Genomic DNA, 20,784 nt, shown 5'->3' with positions numbered 1-20,784 from the left:
GGTTAACCCCCGACAGCAGAGTGTGCTAACTCCGACGGGAGCAAATCCGTGAAAGACTTATTAAAGTTTCTGAAAGCGCAAACTAAAACCGAAGAGTTTGATGCGATCAAAATTGCTCTGGCTTCGCCAGACATGATCCGTTCATGGTCTTTCGGTGAAGTTAAAAAGCCGGAAACCATCAACTACCGTACGTTCAAACCTGAGCGTGACGGCCTTTTCTGTGCACGTATTTTCGGGCCAGTAAAAGATTACGAGTGCCTGTGCGGTAAGTACAAGCGCCTGAAACACCGTGGTGTGATCTGTGAGAAGTGCGGCGTTGAAGTGACCCAGACCAAAGTACGCCGTGAGCGTATGGGCCACATCGAGCTGGCGTCTCCGACTGCTCATATCTGGTTCCTGAAATCCCTGCCGTCCCGTATCGGCCTGCTGCTGGATATGCCGCTGCGCGATATCGAACGTGTACTGTACTTCGAATCTTATGTGGTTATCGAAGGCGGGATGACGAACCTGGAACGTCACCAGATCCTGACTGAAGAGCAGTATCTGGACGCGCTGGAAGAGTTCGGTGACGAATTCGACGCGAAGATGGGTGCGGAAGCTATTCAGGCCCTGCTGAAGAGCATGGATCTGGAGCAGGAGTGCGAGCAGCTGCGTGAAGAGCTGAACGAAACCAACTCCGAAACCAAGCGTAAAAAGCTGACCAAGCGTATCAAACTGCTGGAAGCGTTCGTTCAGTCTGGTAACAAGCCAGAGTGGATGATCCTGACCGTTCTGCCGGTTCTGCCGCCAGATCTGCGTCCGCTGGTTCCGCTGGATGGCGGTCGTTTCGCAACGTCCGATCTGAACGATCTGTATCGTCGCGTTATCAACCGTAACAACCGTCTGAAACGTCTGCTGGATCTGGCTGCGCCAGACATCATCGTACGCAACGAAAAACGTATGCTGCAGGAAGCGGTAGATGCCCTGCTGGATAACGGTCGTCGCGGTCGTGCGATCACCGGTTCTAACAAACGTCCTCTGAAATCTTTGGCCGACATGATCAAAGGTAAGCAGGGTCGTTTCCGTCAGAACCTGCTCGGTAAGCGTGTTGACTACTCTGGTCGTTCTGTAATCACCGTAGGTCCATACCTGCGTCTGCATCAGTGCGGTCTGCCGAAGAAAATGGCACTGGAGCTGTTCAAACCGTTCATCTACGGCAAGCTGGAGCTGCGTGGCCTGGCCACCACCATCAAAGCCGCTAAGAAAATGGTTGAGCGTGAAGAAGCTGTCGTTTGGGATATCCTGGACGAAGTTATCCGCGAACACCCGGTACTGCTGAACCGTGCACCAACGCTGCACCGTCTGGGTATCCAGGCATTTGAGCCAGTTCTGATCGAAGGTAAAGCTATCCAGCTGCACCCGCTGGTTTGTGCGGCCTATAACGCCGACTTCGATGGTGACCAGATGGCTGTTCACGTACCGCTGACGCTGGAAGCCCAGCTCGAAGCGCGTGCGCTGATGATGTCTACCAACAACATCCTGTCTCCAGCGAACGGTGAGCCAATCATTGTTCCTTCTCAGGACGTTGTATTGGGTCTGTATTACATGACCCGTGACTGTGTTAACGCCAAAGGCGAAGGCATGGTGCTGACTGGCCCTAAAGAAGCTGAGCGTATTTATCGCGCTGGCCTGGCCTCTCTGCATGCGCGCGTTAAAGTGCGTATCACCGAATACGAAAAAGATGCAAACGGCGAATTCGTTGCGAAAACCAGCCTGAAAGACACGACTATCGGCCGTGCCATTCTGTGGATGATCGTACCGAAAGGTCTGCCTTTCTCCATCGTCAACCAGGCGCTGGGCAAGAAAGCGATCTCCAAAATGCTGAACACCTGTTACCGCATTCTGGGTCTGAAGCCGACCGTTATCTTCGCTGACCAGACAATGTATACCGGCTTTGCTTATGCAGCGCGTTCAGGTGCATCTGTTGGTATCGATGACATGGTCATCCCAGAGAAGAAACACGAGATCATCTCTGAAGCGGAAGCCGAAGTTGCTGAGATCCAGGAGCAGTTCCAGTCTGGTCTGGTAACCGCGGGCGAACGCTACAACAAAGTTATCGATATCTGGGCAGCGGCGAACGATCGTGTATCCAAAGCGATGATGGATAACCTGCAAACCGAAACCGTGATTAACCGTGACGGCGTAGAAGAGCAGCAAGTTTCCTTCAACAGCATCTACATGATGGCCGACTCCGGTGCGCGTGGTTCTGCGGCACAGATTCGTCAGCTGGCAGGTATGCGTGGTCTGATGGCGAAGCCAGATGGCTCCATCATCGAAACGCCAATCACCGCGAACTTCCGTGAAGGTCTGAACGTACTCCAGTACTTCATCTCCACGCACGGTGCGCGTAAAGGTCTGGCGGATACCGCACTGAAGACAGCGAACTCCGGTTATCTGACGCGTCGTCTGGTTGACGTTGCGCAGGATCTGGTTGTAACCGAAGACGATTGTGGCACCCTCGAAGGTATCACCATGACCCCGGTTATCGAGGGTGGTGATGTTAAAGAGCCGCTGCGCGATCGTGTACTGGGTCGTGTGACCGCGGAAGACATTCTGAAGCCGGGTACCGCAGACATTCTGGTTCCACGCAATACGCTGCTGCACGAACAGTGGTGTGACCTGCTGGAAGCGAACTCTGTTGACTCCGTGAAGGTGCGTTCCGTTGTATCCTGTGACACCGACTTTGGTGTGTGTGCGCACTGCTACGGTCGTGACCTGGCGCGTGGCCACATCATCAACAAGGGTGAAGCCATCGGCGTTATCGCGGCACAGTCCATCGGTGAGCCGGGTACACAGCTGACGATGCGTACGTTCCACATCGGTGGTGCGGCATCCCGTGCGGCTGCTGAATCCAGCATTCAGGTGAAAAACAAAGGTAGCATCAAGCTCAGCAACGCGAAGTCTGTTGTTAACTCCGCAGGCAAGCTGGTTGTGACCTCTCGTAACACCGAGCTGAAGCTGATCGACGAATTCGGTCGTACCAAAGAGAGCTATAAAGTGCCTTACGGTGCTGTTATGGCGAAAGGTGATGGCGAGCAGGTTGCCGGCGGTGAAACCGTTGCAAACTGGGATCCACACACCATGCCGGTTATCACTGAAGTAAGTGGTTTCATCCGCTTTACTGACATGATCGACGGCCAGACCATTACTCGTCAGACCGACGAGCTGACCGGTCTGTCTTCTCTGGTAGTTCTGGATTCTGCAGAACGTACTACCGGTGGTAAAGATCTGCGTCCTGCACTGAAAATCGTTGATGCTCAGGGTAACGACGTTCTGATCCCAGGTACCGATATGCCTGCGCAGTACTTCCTGCCGGGTAAAGCGATTGTACAGCTGGAAGATGGCGTACAGATCAGCTCTGGTGACACCCTGGCGCGTATTCCTCAGGAATCCGGCGGTACCAAGGACATCACCGGTGGTCTGCCACGCGTTGCGGACCTGTTCGAAGCACGTCGTCCGAAAGAGCCTGCAATCCTGGCTGAAATCAGCGGTATCATCTCCTTCGGTAAAGAGACCAAAGGTAAGCGCCGTCTGGTTATCACGCCAGTAGATGGCAGCGAGCCGTACGAAGAGATGATTCCTAAGTGGCGTCAGCTCAACGTGTTCGAAGGTGAACGTGTAGAACGTGGTGACGTGGTTTCCGACGGTCCAGAAGCGCCGCACGACATCCTGCGTCTGCGTGGTGTGCATGCTGTTACTCGTTACATTGTTAACGAAGTACAGGACGTATACCGCCTGCAGGGCGTTAAGATTAACGATAAGCACATCGAAGTTATCGTTCGTCAGATGCTGCGTAAAGCAACCATCGAAAACGCGGGCAGCTCCGACTTCCTGGAAGGCGAGCAGGTTGAATACTCACGCGTTAAGATCGCTAACCGCGATCTGGAAGCGAATGGTAAAATCGGTGCGACCTTCGCACGCGATCTGCTGGGTATCACCAAAGCGTCTCTGGCAACCGAGTCCTTCATCTCTGCAGCATCGTTCCAGGAAACGACTCGTGTCCTGACCGAAGCCGCTGTTGCAGGTAAACGTGATGAACTGCGCGGTCTGAAAGAGAACGTCATCGTGGGTCGTCTGATCCCGGCCGGTACCGGTTATGCGTACCACCAGGATCGTATGCGTCGTCGCGCAGCGGGCGAACTGCCAGCTGCACCGCAGGTTACTGCTGAAGATGCATCCGCGAGCCTGGCAGAACTGCTGAACGCAGGTCTGGGCGGTTCCGACAACGAGTAATCGTTGGTGCCGTAAATAAAAAACCCGCCTCGGCGGGTTTTTTTACATCTGCATTTATTCAATTCACTAATGGAATGCGTCGATAAAGCTCAATCATATCGCCCGCCAGATCCTGAATAACCATCGCGTTCATCAGGTGATCCTGAGAATGAACGGTAATCAGGTTAACAGGGAGTTTTCCGGTTCCTTCGTCAAGGCCGATAAGCTGCGTCTGGATCGTATGCGCGTGCTTCACATATTCACGGGATTCTTCCATCGCTTTTTCAGCTTCGTCAAAATCACCTTTACGCGCCATCTGCAAGGCCGTCAGGGCCGCACTGCGCGCCGCACCGGCGTTGACCAGCAGTTCCATGATTGTGGTTTCTAAGTCTTCCATTATGACTCCAGCAGTTTGAGCGCTTTTTCCAGTACGGCATCGCCTTTCATCATGCCGTAATCCATCATGTCGATCACCGCGACCTTTTTGCCCAGCGGGTCGGCCTGCGCCTGCAGTTTAGCCTGCTCGTATTTAACCTGTGGCCCCAGCAATACGATGTCGGCCGTCGCGATATTGTCTTTAAACTCCGCAACCGGAACGGCTTTAATGGTGACTTCAACCCCTTTTTTCTGCGCGGCGTCTTTCATACGTTGAACCAGCATGCTGGTTGACATTCCCGCTGCACAGCATAAAACGATGTTCTTCATAATCAGCCTCGATCTACATGTGTTTATTGATAATTATCCCGCACAGAGAGCTTCAACAACCGCTTTACCACGATTGTGTGTCAGGCATCACAAAGAAAGAGGCATTTTTCTGAAACCGGTTACAATTCTTCGAGTAAGAGAGAAAGTCAGCCGACGGCAGTGCGAACAATACGGTTTTTTCCCTGCTTTTTAGCACCGTAGAGCGCGTTATCAACACTACCTACAAATTGTTCCAGCGGTTCGAAGTGCCATTCACCCAGACCCGCACTGAACGTGACGTGCAGATTTTCTTCCCGCCAGACGCGTCTTTCAACGGCGGTGCGCCATGCGTCAAGCAATGAAAATGCGGCAGCGATCTGCTCGGCCTGGAAAATCACCGCGAACTCTTCACCACCGTAGCGATAGACCGAGACGTGGTGGGGCTGCATTATTTGGATCCCCTCGCGCGCCACGTTCCGCAGGACAATGTCGCCGCTCAGGTGTCCCCACGTGTCGTTAATTGACTTGAAGTTATCAATATCAACCAGCGCCATCGCGAAAGGCTGGTGAGCGTTTAATAATTCCTCCACATCGCTATCGAACGCACGGCGGTTTTTGCAGCCGGTCAGCGCATCGTGAGTGGCCTGGCGGACATACGCCATCTCACGCTCTTTATTGGACTGGATGGTATGGCTCAGCATCGCTTCCAGACGCGGCGCCTGGCTCACATCGCCCGTTTTGATCGCGTTGATAATGGTCATCAACACGGTACGCGAGGCGTGGCGCAGATAGAGGCCGAAGAGAATGATAATGATGGCAGCCAGCGCGAAACCCCAGCCTACGATCGTCGTTTCGTGTCGGGTGATATCGGTAAGCGTTGCGCCAGAGACCCGGTAGATAACAAACCAGTCCGGATTGGTAAATGAGTAGTAGTAATACCAGGTGTTGGTTTTTTTGTCGTAAAGATGGCCTTCGCCGCTGGTCATTTTGTCCATCAGCGCTTCGCTGACGTACTGTTTGAAAAGCGCGCCCGTATCAGGGTGCAGCACGACGGCGCCATCTCGCTCGACGACGAAGAATTCCCCCTGAACAGGAGCGACCATCTGACGCAGGGTGTAGCCCATTGACGTTAAGTCAAGATGAAACGCGATCGTACCCTTAAGTCGACCTTCTGGTGAAATCAACGGCTTATAGAGAGTGACCGTCGGATGTCCGTTGAAGTAGTCCATATAGGGACGAGTATAGTGGCTGAAGATACTGGCTTCAGCATGGGCGACAAACCACGGGCGCGTCCGGGGATCGAAGGTTTTACTCTTTTCCGTCTGGAGTACTTCCGGCGCGCGCAGATAATGTCCCTGCGTGTCTGCCAGCGAGATGGATGACACGGTCGGCATAAGATTTTGCAAATGCATCATCATCTGCAGCCCTTGCGTCGGGTCGACGTTGAGGGTCTCGTTTAGCCTGTCATCGCGTGCAAAGTACATCGCGGAGCGGCCCAGGATATAGTCGTTTTCACGCAGGATAGACTCGGTGTAGTTCACCGCAAGGTTATGGGTGAAATTGCCATTAATCTTATGATAGTCCTCAAGGAAATCCTTTCGTTGTGAAAAAGTTACCACGACCGCGATCAGCGCAAAACTGCACAGGATCCCCGCGAAGCTGAGCATAATTGGTCGGGTGAAAGAGAGCTTTTTGCTGTGAAGTGCCATGAGTTGTACATCGATCCTGATGGTGAATATTTTTCGTCTGCCGATATCCTCTCAGCATAGTCGCTGTCCTGCGGTTAGCGGTGAATTATACGGAACACGATTTCAGACGAGATGATTTATCTTAAGAATCACTGAGAAATACCTTATTCATACCATTTCGCCCATTTTATGCACGGAGACTGAGGCAGGGCGAAACGAGGAAGAAGCTTTTCGCCCTGGTCAGCGTCCGTTGCTGACCTGATGACAATAAAAAACCGGACGATCGCTGACAATCATCCGGTTTTGCCTTTCCGTAGCGCCTCGATAATTTTTTACCGTGTTGCAGTGCGTTACATCGTCATTGCGAGGCTCTTCCCAGCCAGCTGTCCCAGTCTTTCCACACAGGCTGCAGTCCCTGTGCCGACAGGGCGGCGGCAACGGCTTCCGGACGCCGTCCGTCATGCGGTGCAAACTGCTCAAGCTCCGGATGGTCGTCTGCATATCCGCCCGGCTGCGTTTTGGAAAACGCGCTGACGTTGTTAATCGCCAGCGGAATGACGCGATCGCGAAACGCCGGGGACTCACGCGTTGAGAGCGATAATTCCACTTCCGGGGCGAGCAGGCGAAACGCGCAGATGGTCTGCACCAGCTGGCGTTCATCCATCAGCGAAGCCGGTTCAATGCCTCCTGCGCAGGGGCGCAGGCGTGGGAAGGAGATGGAGTATCGGGTCTGCCAGTAGTGCTGCTGCAGCCACAGCAGATGTTCTGCCACCATGTAGCAATCTACCCGCCAGCTATCGGAAAGCCCAATCAGCGCACCCAGCCCGATTTTGTCGATCCCGGCGCGGCCCAGCCTGTCCGGCGTTTCCAGCCGGAAGAAGAAATCCTGCTTCTTCCCCTTCAGGTGATGCCGGGCGTACGTCGCCTCGTGGTAGGTTTCCTGATAGACCATGACTCCGTCCAGCCCGAGCGTTTTTAACTCCGCATACTCGTCCTGCGACAGGGGCTGAACCTCCATCTGCAACGACGCAAACTCCCGACGTATAGCAGGCAGATGCTGGCGGAAATAGTCCATTCCCACTTTCCCCTGATGCTCGCCCGTAACCAGCAGAAGATGCTCAAAGCCCATGTCACGAATGGCCGCACACTCGCGTGCGATCTCCTCTTCATCGAGCGTTTTCCGCTTGATGCGGTTGCTCATGGAGAAACCACAGTAGGTACAGTCGTTGGCGCACAGGTTCGAAAGATAGAGCGGGACGTAGAAGCTCACCGTGTTGCCAAACCGCTGCCGGGTGAGGCGCTGGGCGCGCTGCGCCATCGGTTCAAGGTAGGCGCTGGCCGCTGGAGAGAGCAGGGCCATTAAATCCTCCCGGTTCAGATGACGGGCATTCAGCGCGCGCTCGACGTCAGCAGTCGTTTTGCTGTTAATGCGCAGGGCTATATCGTCCCAGTTAAGCTCGCGCCAGCGCTCGGTAAACGTGCTCATGAGAGCGCCTCCAGAAAACCGGTTAGCGGGCTGGTGGCCTGCGCCTGAAAACTGCGCGAGCCGGGGCCTGACTCTCTGGCCAGCACGCCAGCCTCCACGGCGAGACGAAACGCGCGCGCCATCATTACCGGGTCGTCGGCCACCGCAATGGCGGTATTCACCAGCACCGCGTCTGCGCCCATTTCCAGCGCCTGCGCGGCATGGCTGGGCACGCCGATGCCCGCATCCACTACCACCGGCACGGTCGCCTGCTCGATGATGATCTCCAGCATCGCGCGGGTTTCCAGACCCTGATTGGAGCCAATTGGGGCGCCCAGGGGCATGACGGCGGCACAGCCGACCTCTTCCAGACGCTTACACAGCACGGGATCCGCGCCGCAGTAAGGCAGAACGGTAAACCCCTGCTGCACCAGCTTTTCTGCGGCTTTCAGAGTCTCGATTGGGTCGGGCAGCAGCCAGCGGGCGTCCGGGTGAATTTCCAGCTTCAGCCAGCGGGTGCCGAGCGCTTCCCGCGCCAGCTGTGCGGCGAAAATCGCCTCCTCGGCCGTTTTCGCGCCGGAGGTGTTGGGCAGCAGCGTGACGCCGGCTTCCAGCAACGGGGCAAGAATGGCATCGTTGTGCTGGCGAAGGTCCACGCGCTTCATCGCCAGCGTCACCAGCTGGCTACCGCTTTCACGGATGGCATCCACCATCAGCTGCGGCGAGGCGAATTTGCCTGTTCCGGTAAAGAGATGTGAATCAAAGACTTTATCAGCAATACGTAACATCTTAGCCCCCTGCGATAACCTGAAACAGCAGGATCTGGTCGCCTTCAGTGACCTGCTGATGTTCCCACTGCTCGCGCGGCAGGATCTGTTGATTGAGCGCCAGCGCCGTTCCCGGCTTGAGCTGGCGTAATTTATCGAGCAGTACGGCAACGGTGAGGCCGTCTTCGCAGTTCATTGGCTCATCGTTAAACAAAATGCGCATCGTGGCCTCCGCATACCGGGCAGTGGCTGGCGCGGTGTAGCGCCAGATGGCGCCAGCCGCTGGAGCGGGCGTCGAACAGGCGCAGCGTGTTGCGTTCCGCCTCCATGCCGCTGAGCAGCTTGATGGCCTCCAGCGCCTGCAGCGTGCCCATCACGCCCACCACCGGACCAAGCACGCCAGCCGTGCGGCAGTTGCGCGCCGGCTCGGCATCGTCCGGCCACAGGCAGCGATAGCAGCCCTGCGCCCACGGCGGCGTCAGGACCATCATCTGCCCGCCGAACCCCACCGCGCTGGCGGTGATCAGCGGCGTATTTTCTGCTACGCAGGCGGCGTTGATGGCCTGACGCGTCGCCATATTGTCCGTACAGTCCAGCACCGCGTCGGCAAGGGCGACTTCACGGCGCAGGCTTTCACCGCTCAGTCGCTCCTGCAGAGCAATCAGTTCGATATCCGGATTAAGCTGGTGTAGCCGCTGCCGGGTGATCTGCGCTTTGGGCTGGTTAATGTCCTCAGTTGTGAAGAGAATTTGCCGCTGCAGATTGCTGATGTGCACCTCGTCGTCATCGGCCAGCACCAGCGTGCCCACGCCCGCACCGGCCAGATAGAGCGCGGCGGGCGCGCCTAACCCGCCCAGACCGACAATCAGCACCCGGCTTGAGAGCAGCTTTTGCTGCCCGTCGATGGCGATATCCTCCAGCAGGATCTGGCGACTGTAGCGCATAAAATCGCGGTCATTCATCGCCCGCTCCTGCCAGCTGTAAAAGCTGTTCGGTGGCGAACTGCCAGTTTGCCGCCTGGGTGATGGCGCTGACGACGGCGATACTGCCGACGCCGGTCTCCAGCACCGCCGGGGCGCGTTCAAGGCTGATTCCGCCGATGGCGACGGTCGGGTAATCGGCAAGGCGCTTAACGTGGCTCGCCAGCTGCGTCAGCCCCTGCGGCGCGGATGGCATCTGCTTGGTTTGCGTCGGGAAGACGTGACCGAGGGCGATGTAAGAGGGGCGGGCCGCCAGCGCCACGTCGATTTCCATATCATCGTGTGTTGAAACGCCAAGGCGCAGGCCAGCCTGGCGGATGGCGTTCAAGTCGGTGGTTTCCAGGTCCTCCTGACCCAGATGCACGCCGTACGCCCGATGCTTAACGGCCAGCCGCCAGTAGTCGTTGATAAACAGGCGGGCGTCGTAGCGGCGTCCCAGCGCGATGGCGGCAACCACATCGGCCTCTACCTCTTCATCGCGCTTATCCTTGATGCGCAGCTGGAGGGTACGAATGCCGGCCTCCAGCAGGCGTGCGATCCACTCCACGCTGTCCACCACCGGATAGAGCCCTAAGCGGAAGGGGACAGGAGGAAAGTCGGGCTGGTACATTACGCCTCCTCTTTTTTGAGGTAGATTTCGCCGCCTTTCGCGCGGAAGGTTTCTGACATGTCCGCCATACCGACTTCAATGGTCTGCGCGGCGGCGTAGTCGCGCACTTCCTGGCTGATTTTCATCGAACAGAACTTCGGCCCGCACATGGAGCAGAAGTGCGCCACCTTGCCCGATTCCTGCGGCAGGGTTTCGTCGTGGTAGGCGCGGGCGGTGAACGGATCCAGCGCCAGGTTGAACTGATCTTCCCAGCGGAATTCAAAGCGCGCTTTGGACATGGCGTTGTCGCGGATTTGCGCGCCCGGATGGCCTTTCGCCAGATCCGCCGCGTGGGCGGCAATCTTGTAGGCGATCAGCCCCTGCTTTACGTCCTCTTTGTTTGGCAGCCCGAGGTGCTCTTTCGGCGTGACGTAGCAGAGCATAGCGCAGCCGAACCAGCCGATCATCGCCGCGCCAATCCCGGAGGTGAAGTGGTCGTAGCCCGGTGCGATATCCGTGGTCAATGGCCCCAGGGTATAGAACGGCGCTTCGTGGCAGTGCTCCAGCTCCTCGGTCATATTGCGGCGGATCATCTGCATCGGCACGTGCCCAGGGCCTTCAATCATTACCTGCACGTCATACTCCCAGGCGATTTTGGTCAGCTCGCCCAGCGTGTGCAGCTCGGCAAACTGCGCTTCGTCGTTGGCGTCGCGGATAGAGCCCGGACGCAGGCCGTCGCCCAGCGACAGCGATACGTCATAGGCGGCGCAGATTTCGCAAATCTCGCGGAAGTGTTCGTAGAGGAAATTTTCCTGATGATGGGACAGGCACCACTTCGCCATGATGGAACCGCCGCGCGAGACGATGCCGGTCAGACGTTTCGCCGTCATCGGCACGTAGCGCAGCAGCACGCCCGCGTGAATGGTGAAGTAGTCCACGCCCTGTTCCGCCTGCTCCAGCAGCGTGTCGCGGAACGCTTCCCAGGTGAGATTTTCGGCGATGCCGTTGACCTTCTCCAGCGCCTGATAAATCGGGACGGTACCGATCGGCACCGGGCTGTTACGCAGGATCCATTCGCGGGTTTCGTGGATGTAGCGGCCAGTGGAGAGGTCCATCACCGTGTCCGCGCCCCAGCGCGTTGACCAGACCAGCTTTTCCACCTCTTCTTCGATGGATGACGTCACCGCCGAGTTGCCGATGTTGGCGTTAACCTTCACCAGGAAGTTGCGGCCGATAATCATCGGCTCGGATTCCGGGTGGTTGACGTTGGCGGGGATAATCGCGCGCCCGGCGGCCACTTCGTCACGCACAAACTCCGGCGTGATGTTTTCCGGCAGGCGAGCGCCAAAGCCTTCGCCGGGATGCTGGTGGCGCAATATTTCGCTGCGGATGCGCTCGCGGCCCATATTTTCGCGGATGGCGATGAACTCCATCTCCGGCGTAACGATACCCTGGCGCGCGTAGTGCAGCTGGGTTACGCATTTGCCCGCTTTAGCGCGTTTTGGCGTCAGCAGGCCGGAAAAGCGCAGCTCGTCCAGACCGTCGTCGGCCAGGCGTTCTTTGGTGTACGCAGAGCTACGCACGCTCAGCTCTTCGCAGTCGTTACGCGCGTCAATCCACGGCTGGCGGAGCTTTGCCAGACCCTGCTGGACGTTAATGGCGACAGAGGGATCGCCGTACGGGCCGGAGGTGTCATACACCGGCACGGCTTCGTTGTCTTCATACTGCGGATTATCTTTGCTGCCGCCGATAAGCGTCGGGCTGAGCTGAATTTCGCGCATTGGGACGCGGATATCGGCCTGCGAGCCGGTAATGTAGATGCGTTTCGAGTTCGGGAAAGCGGTACCTTCCAGGGTGTCGATAAAGCGTTGGGCGTGTTCGCGCTGTTCGCGGCGGGTCAGTTTAGTAGTAGACATAGCTCATTCCAAAAGTGAAGGACATGGCTTGTCAGACGACGGATGAAGCAAGAGAAGATCGCCCAGGGGCGATTCAACAGCAGTGTAACTCTTGTTCCCTTCGCAGGTATTAGCCTGATCAGGTTCCGCGGATCCCGAATTAACGGTCTCAGCCCGTGCTTTCACACTGGGCACTCCGACAAGAAAAATCCCCCTCCGCAGAGGGGCGAATGGTTGTAAATTACTCGTTAACGATTAAGAACTCAAGCCGGGCGCACGACGTTATCTTCGTGGCTGACGTCCAGGCCGTTATCCAGGGCGAGGGCGATCAGCTTATCTTCCAGCGTGAATCGCTCCTCCAGCGCTTCGCCAAGATCGGAAAGCGCCTGCTGGAACTCAAGATAATTATCGTGATCGATAGCATTCTCGAGCGTGGAATCGTAGTAATCCATGATCTGCTGGGTGTTGGCTTCCAGCAGCGGACAAAGTTTGCTGGCCGCTAAACAGGGATTTGTGCCTTCCATTTCGCGGATAATGCGTTCATAAATGTTGAAATGGCCGTCGGAAAGGTAGTCGACCAGGCTCTGACAAAAATCATCCAGCGCTTTTTCATTCAGCCGCATAAAGGATTCTTTGCCAGGCTTAAGACCGACCAGATTGTAATACGCCACGAGGAGATGCTTGCGTACATGTAGCCAGCGATCCACCAGTGTGTTACTTCCTCCAACGCGCTCCGTCAGGCTTTCTAGCTGGTTTAACATGGTCGACTCCGCAAAGTTTAGAATGGGATCTACTTATCCAAAATGTAACCACAATGCTAACAACATGTCAGTGAAGCGAAGGTAGTGCAATAGATATGGATCGTATTATTGAAAAATCAGATCTGGGTTGGTGGATCGTCAGTCACGAACAGAAGTTGTGGCTGCCCGGTGGAGAAATCCCCTACGGTGCGGCAGAAATCTTCGATCTTGTCGGTCAGCCCGCTCTGCGGATCGGCGAGTGGCAGGGCGATCCGGTGTGGTTGATCCGGCAATCTCGTCGTCAGAATATGGGATCCGTACGCCAGGTGCTGGATCTGGACGCGGGGCTGTTTCAGCTGGCGGGGCGGGGCGTGCAGCTGGCGGAGTTTTACCGCTCGCACAAATACTGCGGCTACTGCGGGCATACCATGCACCCGAGCAAAACCGAGTGGGCTCTCCTCTGCGGCCACTGCCGTGAACGCTACTATCCGCAGATTGCGCCGTGCATCATCGTCGCCATCCGCCGGGACGATTCCATCCTGCTGGCGCAGCATACCCGCCATCGTAACGGCATTCATACCGTGCTGGCCGGTTTCGTCGAAGTGGGCGAAACGCTGGAGCAGGCGGTGGCGCGCGAGGTGATGGAGGAGAGCGGAATCAAGGTGAAAAACCTGCGCTACGTCACCTCGCAGCCGTGGCCGTTCCCGATGTCGCTAATGACGGCGTTTATGGCGGAATACGACAGCGGCGAGATCGTTATCGACCAGAAAGAGCTGCTGGAGGCAAACTGGTATCGTTATGACGATCTGCCTCTTTTACCCCCGCCGGGTACGGTGGCGCGCCGCCTGATAGAAGATACCGTGGCAATGTGTCGGGCCGAGTATGAGTAGTGTTACACTGAGGCCATGACGCTTAAGGAACTGCAAAAATGACCGAACTGAAGAACGATCGTTATCTGCGTGCGCTGCTGCGCCAGCCCGTTGATGTCACCCCGGTGTGGATGATGCGCCAGGCGGGACGCTATCTGCCAGAGTACAAAGCCACGCGCGCGCAGGCGGGTGATTTTATGTCGCTGTGCAAAAACGCCGAGCTGGCCTGCGAAGTTACGCTCCAGCCGCTGCGCCGCTACCCGCTGGATGCCGCCATTCTCTTTTCGGACATTCTCACCATCCCGGACGCCATGGGCCTTGGGCTCTATTTCGAAACCGGCGAAGGCCCGCGCTTCACCTCCCCAATCAAAAGCAAAGCCGACGTGGATAAGCTGCCAATCCCCGATCCGGAAGGCGAGCTGGGCTACGTGATGAACGCCGTGCGCACCATTCGCCGCGAGCTGAAGGGCGAAGTGCCGCTGATTGGCTTCTCCGGCAGCCCGTGGACGCTGGCCACTTACATGGTGGAAGGGGGCAGCAGCAAAGCCTTCACCATGATTAAAAAGATGATGTACGCCGAGCCGCTGGCCCTGCATGCCCTGCTCGACAAGCTGGCGAAGAGCGTCACGCTCTATCTCAACGCGCAGATTAAAGCGGGCGCGCAGTCGGTAATGATTTTCGACACCTGGGGCGGCGTGCTGACCGGGCGTGATTATCAGCAGTTCTCCCTGTATTACATGCACAAAATCGTCGATGGCCTGCTGCGTGAAAACGAAGGTCGCCGCGTGCCGGTGACGCTGTTCACGAAAGGTGGCGGTCAGTGGCTGGAAGCGATGGCGGCGACCGGCTGCGACGCGCTGGGCCTCGACTGGACGACCGATATTGCCGATGCGCGCCGTCGCGTGGGCGACAAAGTGGCGCTGCAGGGCAACATGGATCCGTCCATGCTCTATGCGCCGCCAGCACGTATTGAAGAAGAAGTGTCGACTATACTGTCTGGTTTCGGCCAGGGTGAAGGGCACGTCTTTAACCTCGGCCACGGCATTCATCAGGATGTGCCGCCAGAACACGCTGGCGTATTTGTGGAGGCGGTGCATCGGCTTTCTGCCCAGTATCACAAGTAAGGAGTGGTTATGGATCTCGCGTCGCTACGCGCTCAGCAAATCGAACTGGCTTCATCAGTGATCCGCGAGGATCGTCTGGATAAGGATCCTCCGCAGTACATTGGCGGAGCGGACGTCGGGTTCGAGCAGGGCGGTGAAGTGACGCGAGCGGCGATGGTGGTGCTGAAATACCCTTCGCTTGAGCTGGTGGAGTACAAGGTGGCGCGCATCGCGACCACCATGCCGTACATCCCCGGCTTTCTCTCCTTCCGCGAATATCCCGCGCTGCTGGCAGCGTGGGAACAGCTCTCGCAAAAACCTGACCTGCTGTTTGTCGATGGACACGGTATTTCCCATCCGCGCCGCTTAGGCGTTGCCAGCCACTTTGGGCTGCTGGTGGACGTGCCGACCATTGGCGTGGCAAAAAAACGCCTGTGTGGCGCGTTTGAGCCGCTCTCCGCCGAGCCGGGCGCGCTGGCGCCGCTTATTCATAAAGGCGAGCAGCTGGCGTGGGTCTGGCGCAGCAAGGCGCGCTGCAATCCATTGTTTATCGCGACCGGGCATCGGGTCAGCATGGACAGCGCGCTGGCATGGGTGCAGCGCTGCATGAAGGGCTACCGTTTACCGGAGCCGACGCGCTGGGCTGACGCTGTCGCCTCCTCGCGTCCGGCTTTTGTTCGTTGGCAGGAAATTCAGCCGTGATTCAGGTAAACTGCGGCTAATTTTCGATTCGAGACATCATCATGTTACAAAACCCGATTCATCTGCGCCTTGAGAAGCTGGAAAGCTGGCAGCACGTGACGTTTATGGCTTGCCTGTGCGAGCGCATGTATCCCAACTACGCCGCGTTCTGTAAGCAAACGGAGTTTGGCGAAGGCCAGATTTATCGTCGTATCCTGGATTTAATCTGGGAGACGCTGACGGTGAAAGATGCGAAGGTGAACTTCGACTCTCAGCTGGAAAAGCTGGAAGAGGCGATCCCGGTTGCGGATGATTTTGACCTGTACGGAGTTTATCCGGCGATTGATGCCTGCGTGGCGTTAAGCGAGCTGCTCCACTCCCGTCTGAGCGGTGAAACGCTGGAGCATGCAATTGAAGTCAGTAAGGCATCCATTACGACCGTCGCGATGCTTGAAATGACCCAGGAAGGTCGTGAAATGACCGACGAAGAGCTGCGTGCTAATCCGGCCGTTGAGCAAGAATGGGACATCCAGTGGGAAATTTTCCGCCTGCTGGCAGAGTGTGAAGAACGCGATATTGAGCTGATCAAAGGGCTGCGTGCAGACTTACGCGAGGCCGGTGAGAGCAATATTGGTATAATTTTTAACCAATGAGACAACAAAACGTGATTTAACGCCTGTTTTGTCGCACCTCGACTCTTCCCTTCTGCCCCCCGTCTGGTCTACATTTGGAGGGCGAAAAAAAGTGGCTATCGGTGCGTGTATGCAGGAGAGTGCTTTTTTGGCATTTTCGTCGCACTCGATGCTTAGCAAGCGATAAACACATTGAAAGGATAACTTATGAACAAGACTCAACTGATTGATGTAATTGCGGACAAGGCTGATCTGTCTAAAGTGCAGGCTAAAGCTGCTCTGGAATCTACCCTGGCTGCTATTACTGAGTCTCTGAAAGAAGGCGATGCTGTACAACTGGTTGGTTTCGGTACCTTCAAAGTGAACCACCGCGCTGAGCGTACTGGCCGCAACCCGCAGACCGGTAAAGAAATCAAAATCGCCGCAGCTAACGTGCCGGCATTTGTTTCTGGTAAAGCACTGAAAGACGCTGTTAAGTAAGACGCGTGGCAGTGAACAGTTTTAGCGAAGGGGCGGCAACGCCCCTTTTGTCTGTCTGGCGTGGAACGCTCGCGCTGGCAGGTATGCTGCTGCTGTCCGCCTGTAGCCACGACACCTCCCTGCCGCCGTTTACCGCCAGCGGTTATGCGGACAACCAGGGGGCGGTCAGGATCTGGCGCAAAGATTCCGGCGGCGAAGTGCATCTGCTTTCAGCCTTCAGCCCGTGGCATAGCGGTAATACGTCAACTGCGGAATATCGCTGGCAGGGAGATGACCTGTCGCTGATTGAACTGAACGTCTACAGCAAAACCCCCGAACACGTGAAAGTGCGTTTTGATGACCATGGCGAGCTGAGCTTTATGCAGCGTGAAGTCAGCGGTCAAAAACAGCAGCTTTCCAGCGATCAAATCGCCCTCTACCGATACCGTGCCGAACAAATCCGTCAGACCAGCGACGCGCTGCGTCTGGGACGCGTGGTGCTGCGCCAGGGGCGCTGGCATGCCGATGGGACGGTGACCACCTGCGAAGGGCAGACGGTGAAGCCTGAGCTCGAATCCTGGGCGACCGAACATATTCAGCGCCGTCAGCGTCATTCATCAATGGAAGTGAGTGTGGCGTGGCTGGAAGCGCCGGAAGGCTCTCAGCTGCTGCTGGTGGCGAACGAAGATTTCTGCACCTGGCAGCCGACAGAGAAGAGTTTTTGATTTAAGTTCCCTCTCCCCTGAGGGGAGAGGGTTAGGGTGAGGGGCGAAGACGGCTCCGTTACTCCCCCTGCTCCCGCGCAATTGCACGATAACCGATATCCTGACGGCTAAAGCTGCCGTTCCAGTGAATATCCGCCATCAGCGCATAGGCGCGCTTCTGCGCTTCTGCCACGGTATGGCCCAGCGCGGTCGCACACAGAACGCGGCCGCCGTTGGTCAGCACGCGATCGTCGTCAGCCAGCTTCGTACCGGCATGGAACACCTTCGCGCCTTCAACTTCTTCCAGCGGCAGGCCGTGGATTTCATCCCCGGTGCTGTAGCTACCTGGATACCCGCCCGCAGCAATCACCACGCCCAGAGACGCGCGCTCGTCCCACTCTGAGGTTTTCTCGTCCAGCTTGCCGTCACAGGCCGCCAGGCACAGATCCACCAGGTCAGATTTCATGCGCAGCATGATGGGCTGCGTTTCCGGATCGCCGAAGCGGCAGTTGAATTCAATCACCTTCGGATTGCCCTGCTTGTCGATCATCAGGCCCGCATAGAGGAAACCGGTGTAGGTGTTGCCTTCCGCCGCCATCCCTTTCACGGTTGGCCAGATGATGCGGTCCATGGTGCGCTGATGCACTTCATCCGTCACCACCGGGGCAGGGGAGTAGGCGCCCATCCCACCGGTATTCGGGCCGGTATCGCCGTTGCCCACGCGCTTGTGGTCCTGGCTGGTGGCCATCGGCAGAACGTGCTCACCGTCGACCATCACAATAAAGCTCGCCTCTTCACCGTCGAGGAACTCTTCGATCACGATGCGGTGTCCCGCGTCGCCAAAGGCGTTGCCGGCCAGCATATCCTGAACCGCGGCTTCCGCTTCTTCGAGGGTCATCGCAACGATAACGCCTTTACCTGCGGCCAGACCGTCGGCCTTGATAACAATCGGCGCGCCTTTTTCACGTAACCAGGCCAGAGCAGGCTCCACTTCGGTGAAGTTCTGATATTCCGCCGTTGGGATGTTATGACGCGCGAGGAAATCTTTGGTGAAGGCTTTGGAGCCTTCCAACTGTGCGGCGCCTTCCGTTGGGCCGAAGATTTTCAGACCCGCGGCGCGGAAGGCGTCAACCACGCCAATGACCAGCGGCGCTTCCGGGCCGACGATGGTCAGGTCGATTTTCTCGCTTTGGGCAAAGCTCAGCAGGGCCGGAATATCGGTCACGCCGATAGCCACGTTCTGCAGCGCGGGTTCCAGCGCGGTACCGGCGTTACCCGGGGCTACGAAGACTGTTTTCACCAGCGGAGACTGCGCCGCTTTCCACGCCAGAGCGTGCTCGCGCCCGCCGTTACCAATCACTAATACTTTCATTTTCTGCTCCGGGAATTAATGGCGGAAGTGACGCATGTCGGTGAAGATCATCGCGATGCCGTGCTCGTCGGCTGCGGCAATCACTTCGTCGTCGCGGATTGAGCCACCAGGCTGGATCACACAGGTGATGCCCACAGCAGCCGCCGCGTCGATGCCGTCACGGAACGGGAAGAAGGCGTCAGAAGCCATGGCGGAGCCTTTCACTTCCAGCCCTTCGTCGCCTGCTTTAATGCCGGCAATTTTTGCGGAGTACACGCGGCTCATCTGGCCGGCGCCTATCCCGATTGTCATGTTCTCTTTGGCGTAGACGATGGCGTTAGATTTGACGAACTTCGCCACTTTCCAGCAGAACAGCGCGTCACGCAGTTCTTGTTCGGTCGGCTGACGTTTGGTCACCACGCGCAGGTCGGCTTCAGTCACCATCCCCAGATCGCGATCCTGAACCAGCAGGCCGCCGTTCACGCGCTTGAAGTCGAGGCCCGGCACGCGTTCCGCCCACTGGCCGCAGACCAGCACGCGCACGTTCTGTTTCGCCGCGGTAATTTTCAACGCTTCTTCGGACGCGGATGGCGCAATGATCACTTCAACAAACTGACGGGAGATGATGGCCTGCGCGGTCTCAGCATCCAGCTCGCGGTTGAAGGCAATAATGCCGCCGAACGCGGAGGTCGGGTCGGTTTTGTAGGCGCGATCGTAGGCATCCAGAATAGAGGTGCTTACCGCAACGCCGCATGGGTTGGCGTGCTTGACGATAACGCAGGCCGGCTCGCTGAACTCTTTCACGCATTCCAGCGCGGCGTCGGTGTCGGCAATGTTGTTATAGGAGAGGGCTTTGCCCTGAACCTGCTGGGCGGTCGCAACAGAGGCTTCTTTTACCTCTTCTTCTATATAGAAGGCAGCCTGCTGGTGGCTGTTTTCACCGTAGCGCATATCCTGCTTCTTAATGAAGTTCAGGTTCAGCGTGCGCGGGAAGCGGCCAGAAGGATCTTTGCTTTCACCGTGATAAGCCGGCACCAGGCTACCGAAGTAGTTGGCGATCATGCTGTCGTAGGCCGCGGTGTGTTCGAAGGCTTTGATAGCGAGGTCGAAACGCGTTTCCAGTGTGAGCGACCCTTCGTTGGCGTCCATCTCATTAATAATGGCGCTGTAGTCGCCGCTCTTTACCACGATGGCTACATCTTTATGGTTCTTGGCTGCGGAGCGCACCATGGTCGGGCCGCCGATATCAATATTCTCTACGGCATCTTCCAGAGAACAGCCTTCGCGGGCGACGGTCTGGGCGAACGGGTAGAGGTTAACGACAACCATATCGATGGGGGCAATATTATGCTGCTCCATAATGCCATCGTCCTGACCGCGACGGCCAAGAATGCCGCCGTGCACTTTCGGATGCAGGGTTTTAACGCGTCCATCCATCATTTCCGGGAAACCGGTGTAGTCGGACACTTCGGTTACCGGCAGACCTTTATCTGCTAACAGGCGAGCGGTACCGCCTGTGGAAAGCAGCTCCACACCGCGTGCGGAAAGTGCCTGAGCGAATTCGACGATACCGGCTTTATCAGAAACACTGAGCAGAGCGCGGCGGACTGGACGACGTTGTTGCATGGTAAATCCCCTGGATTTCACGATTACAGAGAGCGTTAGATGAATTTTCCTGCGAAAAACTCATCTAACACACCTGACGGGGCATCCTTGTTAAGCGCGAGCATTTTAACGAAAACGTTTGCGCAACGCTCGCACATTTTCACTTTTTCGTATCATTGTGGATAACTCTGTGTGTAAAAAGGTATAAGGCGGGGTTTTGCTGTGGAATGCAGCAGTCAGTCATTTTTCTGTCATTTAGCGGTTGCGGCCTGCGGAGAACTCCCTATAATGCGCCTCCATCGACACGGCGGATGTGAATCA

19 protein-coding genes and 1 riboswitch are annotated in these 20,784 nt (G+C 56.9%); of the genes, 7 read left to right on the top strand and 12 right to left on the bottom strand.

What is annotated here, in order from left to right:
• Nucleotides 1-48 precede the first annotated feature (48 nt).
• Entirely contained in the window at nt 49-4,272 is a 4,224-nt protein-coding gene (gene rpoC / locus USG84_RS22990; protein WP_028015097.1) for a DNA-directed RNA polymerase subunit beta', read from the top strand.
• A 58-nt stretch (nt 4,273-4,330) separates the two neighbouring features.
• On the opposite strand, the gene USG84_RS22985 is transcribed toward rpoC, so the two are convergent.
• The 10 genes from USG84_RS22985 to USG84_RS22940 all read right to left on the bottom strand — a co-directional run bounded on the left by USG84_RS22985 (nt 4,331) and on the right by USG84_RS22940 (nt 13,080).
• On the bottom strand, nt 4,331-4,648 hold the full coding sequence (locus USG84_RS22985) for a PTS lactose/cellobiose transporter subunit IIA (protein ID WP_003862327.1): 318 nt from the start codon (nt 4,646-4,648) through the stop codon (nt 4,331-4,333).
• Complete coding sequence (locus USG84_RS22980; RefSeq protein ID WP_010425948.1) at nt 4,648-4,956, bottom strand: PTS sugar transporter subunit IIB; 309 nt, start codon at nt 4,954-4,956, stop codon at nt 4,648-4,650. Before USG84_RS22980 ends, USG84_RS22985 begins: the two co-directional genes overlap by 1 nt.
• Before the next feature lie 146 nt (nt 4,957-5,102).
• Nucleotides 5,103-6,644 carry a diguanylate cyclase gene (locus tag USG84_RS22975; protein WP_151413561.1) on the bottom strand — a complete coding sequence of 514 codons (1,542 nt, stop codon included), beginning with the start codon at nt 6,642-6,644 and terminating at the stop codon, nt 5,103-5,105.
• 337 nt (nt 6,645-6,981) lie between these two features.
• Entirely contained in the window at nt 6,982-8,109 is a 1,128-nt protein-coding gene (gene thiH, locus USG84_RS22970; RefSeq protein WP_061096563.1) for a 2-iminoacetate synthase ThiH, read from the bottom strand.
• Nucleotides 8,106-8,876: a thiazole synthase gene (thiG, locus tag USG84_RS22965; protein WP_028015100.1), complete on the bottom strand. Its 771-nt coding sequence runs from the start codon at nt 8,874-8,876 to the stop codon at nt 8,106-8,108. Before thiG ends, thiH begins: the two co-directional genes overlap by 4 nt.
• Before the next feature lies 1 nt (nt 8,877).
• Nucleotides 8,878-9,078 (bottom strand): sulfur carrier protein ThiS, encoded by a 201-nt coding sequence (thiS, locus tag USG84_RS22960; RefSeq protein ID WP_151413563.1) that lies wholly within the window; start codon nt 9,076-9,078, stop codon nt 8,878-8,880.
• Entirely contained in the window at nt 9,062-9,817 is a 756-nt protein-coding gene (locus USG84_RS22955; protein ID WP_151413564.1) for a HesA/MoeB/ThiF family protein, read from the bottom strand. The genes thiS and USG84_RS22955 overlap by 17 nt, the downstream gene beginning before the upstream one ends.
• Entirely contained in the window at nt 9,810-10,445 is a 636-nt protein-coding gene (thiE, locus tag USG84_RS22950; RefSeq protein ID WP_151413565.1) for a thiamine phosphate synthase, read from the bottom strand. The genes USG84_RS22955 and thiE overlap by 8 nt, the downstream gene beginning before the upstream one ends.
• Nucleotides 10,445-12,340, bottom strand: coding sequence for a phosphomethylpyrimidine synthase ThiC (gene thiC, locus USG84_RS22945; RefSeq protein ID WP_253540315.1), 1,896 nt, complete (start codon nt 12,338-12,340; stop codon nt 10,445-10,447). The genes thiE and thiC overlap by 1 nt, the downstream gene beginning before the upstream one ends.
• A gap of 78 nt (nt 12,341-12,418) precedes the next feature.
• Nucleotides 12,419-12,528, bottom strand: a riboswitch (TPP riboswitch).
• Between the two features lie 54 nt (nt 12,529-12,582).
• The gene (locus USG84_RS22940) at nt 12,583-13,080 is read right to left on the bottom strand and encodes an Rsd/AlgQ family anti-sigma factor (protein WP_061096558.1); all 498 of its coding nucleotides are present in this window, start codon (nt 13,078-13,080) and stop codon (nt 12,583-12,585) included.
• Nucleotides 13,081-13,175: 95 nt separating this feature from the next.
• Here USG84_RS22940 and nudC point away from each other — a divergent pair, with 95 nt between their 5' ends.
• The 6 genes from nudC (at nt 13,176) to USG84_RS22910 (ending at nt 17,528) form a co-directional block, all read left to right on the top strand.
• A complete protein-coding gene (gene nudC / locus USG84_RS22935; RefSeq protein ID WP_253540318.1) occupies nt 13,176-13,949 on the top strand; it encodes an NAD(+) diphosphatase in 774 nt (257 codons plus the stop codon).
• A gap of 38 nt (nt 13,950-13,987) precedes the next feature.
• The gene (gene hemE, locus USG84_RS22930) at nt 13,988-15,052 is read left to right on the top strand and encodes a uroporphyrinogen decarboxylase (RefSeq protein ID WP_061096556.1); all 1,065 of its coding nucleotides are present in this window, start codon (nt 13,988-13,990) and stop codon (nt 15,050-15,052) included.
• Between the two features lie 9 nt (nt 15,053-15,061).
• The gene (gene nfi, locus USG84_RS22925) at nt 15,062-15,733 is read left to right on the top strand and encodes a deoxyribonuclease V (RefSeq protein WP_080330442.1); all 672 of its coding nucleotides are present in this window, start codon (nt 15,062-15,064) and stop codon (nt 15,731-15,733) included.
• A 41-nt stretch (nt 15,734-15,774) separates the two neighbouring features.
• The gene (locus tag USG84_RS22920; RefSeq protein WP_061096554.1) at nt 15,775-16,365 is read left to right on the top strand and encodes a YjaG family protein; all 591 of its coding nucleotides are present in this window, start codon (nt 15,775-15,777) and stop codon (nt 16,363-16,365) included.
• Nucleotides 16,366-16,551: 186 nt separating this feature from the next.
• On the top strand, nt 16,552-16,824 hold the full coding sequence (gene hupA, locus USG84_RS22915) for a nucleoid-associated protein HU-alpha (protein WP_002445246.1): 273 nt from the start codon (nt 16,552-16,554) through the stop codon (nt 16,822-16,824).
• An 11-nt stretch (nt 16,825-16,835) separates the two neighbouring features.
• The gene (locus USG84_RS22910) at nt 16,836-17,528 is read left to right on the top strand and encodes a DUF1481 domain-containing protein (protein WP_151413566.1); all 693 of its coding nucleotides are present in this window, start codon (nt 16,836-16,838) and stop codon (nt 17,526-17,528) included.
• Between the two features lie 58 nt (nt 17,529-17,586).
• Here the strand turns inward: USG84_RS22910 and purD are convergent, their stop codons facing one another.
• Both purD and purH read right to left on the bottom strand, forming a co-directional pair.
• A complete protein-coding gene (purD, locus tag USG84_RS22905) occupies nt 17,587-18,879 on the bottom strand; it encodes a phosphoribosylamine--glycine ligase (protein WP_253540324.1) in 1,293 nt (430 codons plus the stop codon).
• 15 nt (nt 18,880-18,894) lie between these two features.
• On the bottom strand, nt 18,895-20,484 hold the full coding sequence (gene purH, locus USG84_RS22900; protein ID WP_253540325.1) for a bifunctional phosphoribosylaminoimidazolecarboxamide formyltransferase/IMP cyclohydrolase: 1,590 nt from the start codon (nt 20,482-20,484) through the stop codon (nt 18,895-18,897).
• Nucleotides 20,485-20,784: the final 300 nt, after the last annotated feature.

This window comes from Enterobacter sp. 168J2, assembly GCF_034107265.1.
Classification (GTDB): Bacteria; Pseudomonadota; Gammaproteobacteria; order Enterobacterales; family Enterobacteriaceae; genus Enterobacter; species Enterobacter nematophilus.
Note: the sequence above shows the minus strand (reverse complement) of the source record. Positions and strands in the feature narration are given on the sequence as shown.

Excerpts from the sequence above, each read along its gene's own strand:
- USG84_RS22985 (WP_003862327.1), bottom strand. The coding sequence starts at position 4,648 with ATGGAAGACTTAGAAACCACAATCATGGAACTGCTGGTCAACGCCGGT.
- USG84_RS22980 (WP_010425948.1), bottom strand. The coding sequence starts at position 4,956 with ATGAAGAACATCGTTTTATGCTGTGCAGCGGGAATGTCAACCAGCATG.
- USG84_RS22975 (WP_151413561.1), bottom strand. The coding sequence starts at position 6,644 with ATGGCACTTCACAGCAAAAAGCTCTCTTTCACCCGACCAATTATGCTC.
- thiH (WP_061096563.1), bottom strand. The coding sequence starts at position 8,109 with ATGAGCACGTTTACCGAGCGCTGGCGCGAGCTTAACTGGGACGATATA.
- thiG (WP_028015100.1), bottom strand. The coding sequence starts at position 8,876 with ATGTTACGTATTGCTGATAAAGTCTTTGATTCACATCTCTTTACCGGA.
- thiS (WP_151413563.1), bottom strand. The coding sequence starts at position 9,078 with ATGCGCATTTTGTTTAACGATGAGCCAATGAACTGCGAAGACGGCCTC.
- USG84_RS22955 (WP_151413564.1), bottom strand. The coding sequence starts at position 9,817 with ATGAATGACCGCGATTTTATGCGCTACAGTCGCCAGATCCTGCTGGAG.
- thiE (WP_151413565.1), bottom strand. The coding sequence starts at position 10,445 with ATGTACCAGCCCGACTTTCCTCCTGTCCCCTTCCGCTTAGGGCTCTAT.
- thiC (WP_253540315.1), bottom strand. The coding sequence starts at position 12,340 with ATGTCTACTACTAAACTGACCCGCCGCGAACAGCGCGAACACGCCCAA.
- USG84_RS22940 (WP_061096558.1), bottom strand. The coding sequence starts at position 13,080 with ATGTTAAACCAGCTAGAAAGCCTGACGGAGCGCGTTGGAGGAAGTAAC.
- nudC (WP_253540318.1), top strand. The coding sequence starts at position 13,176 with ATGGATCGTATTATTGAAAAATCAGATCTGGGTTGGTGGATCGTCAGT.
- hemE (WP_061096556.1), top strand. The coding sequence starts at position 13,988 with ATGACCGAACTGAAGAACGATCGTTATCTGCGTGCGCTGCTGCGCCAG.
- nfi (WP_080330442.1), top strand. The coding sequence starts at position 15,062 with ATGGATCTCGCGTCGCTACGCGCTCAGCAAATCGAACTGGCTTCATCA.
- USG84_RS22920 (WP_061096554.1), top strand. The coding sequence starts at position 15,775 with ATGTTACAAAACCCGATTCATCTGCGCCTTGAGAAGCTGGAAAGCTGG.
- hupA (WP_002445246.1), top strand. The coding sequence starts at position 16,552 with ATGAACAAGACTCAACTGATTGATGTAATTGCGGACAAGGCTGATCTG.
- purD (WP_253540324.1), bottom strand. The coding sequence starts at position 18,879 with ATGAAAGTATTAGTGATTGGTAACGGCGGGCGCGAGCACGCTCTGGCG.
- purH (WP_253540325.1), bottom strand. The coding sequence starts at position 20,484 with ATGCAACAACGTCGTCCAGTCCGCCGCGCTCTGCTCAGTGTTTCTGAT.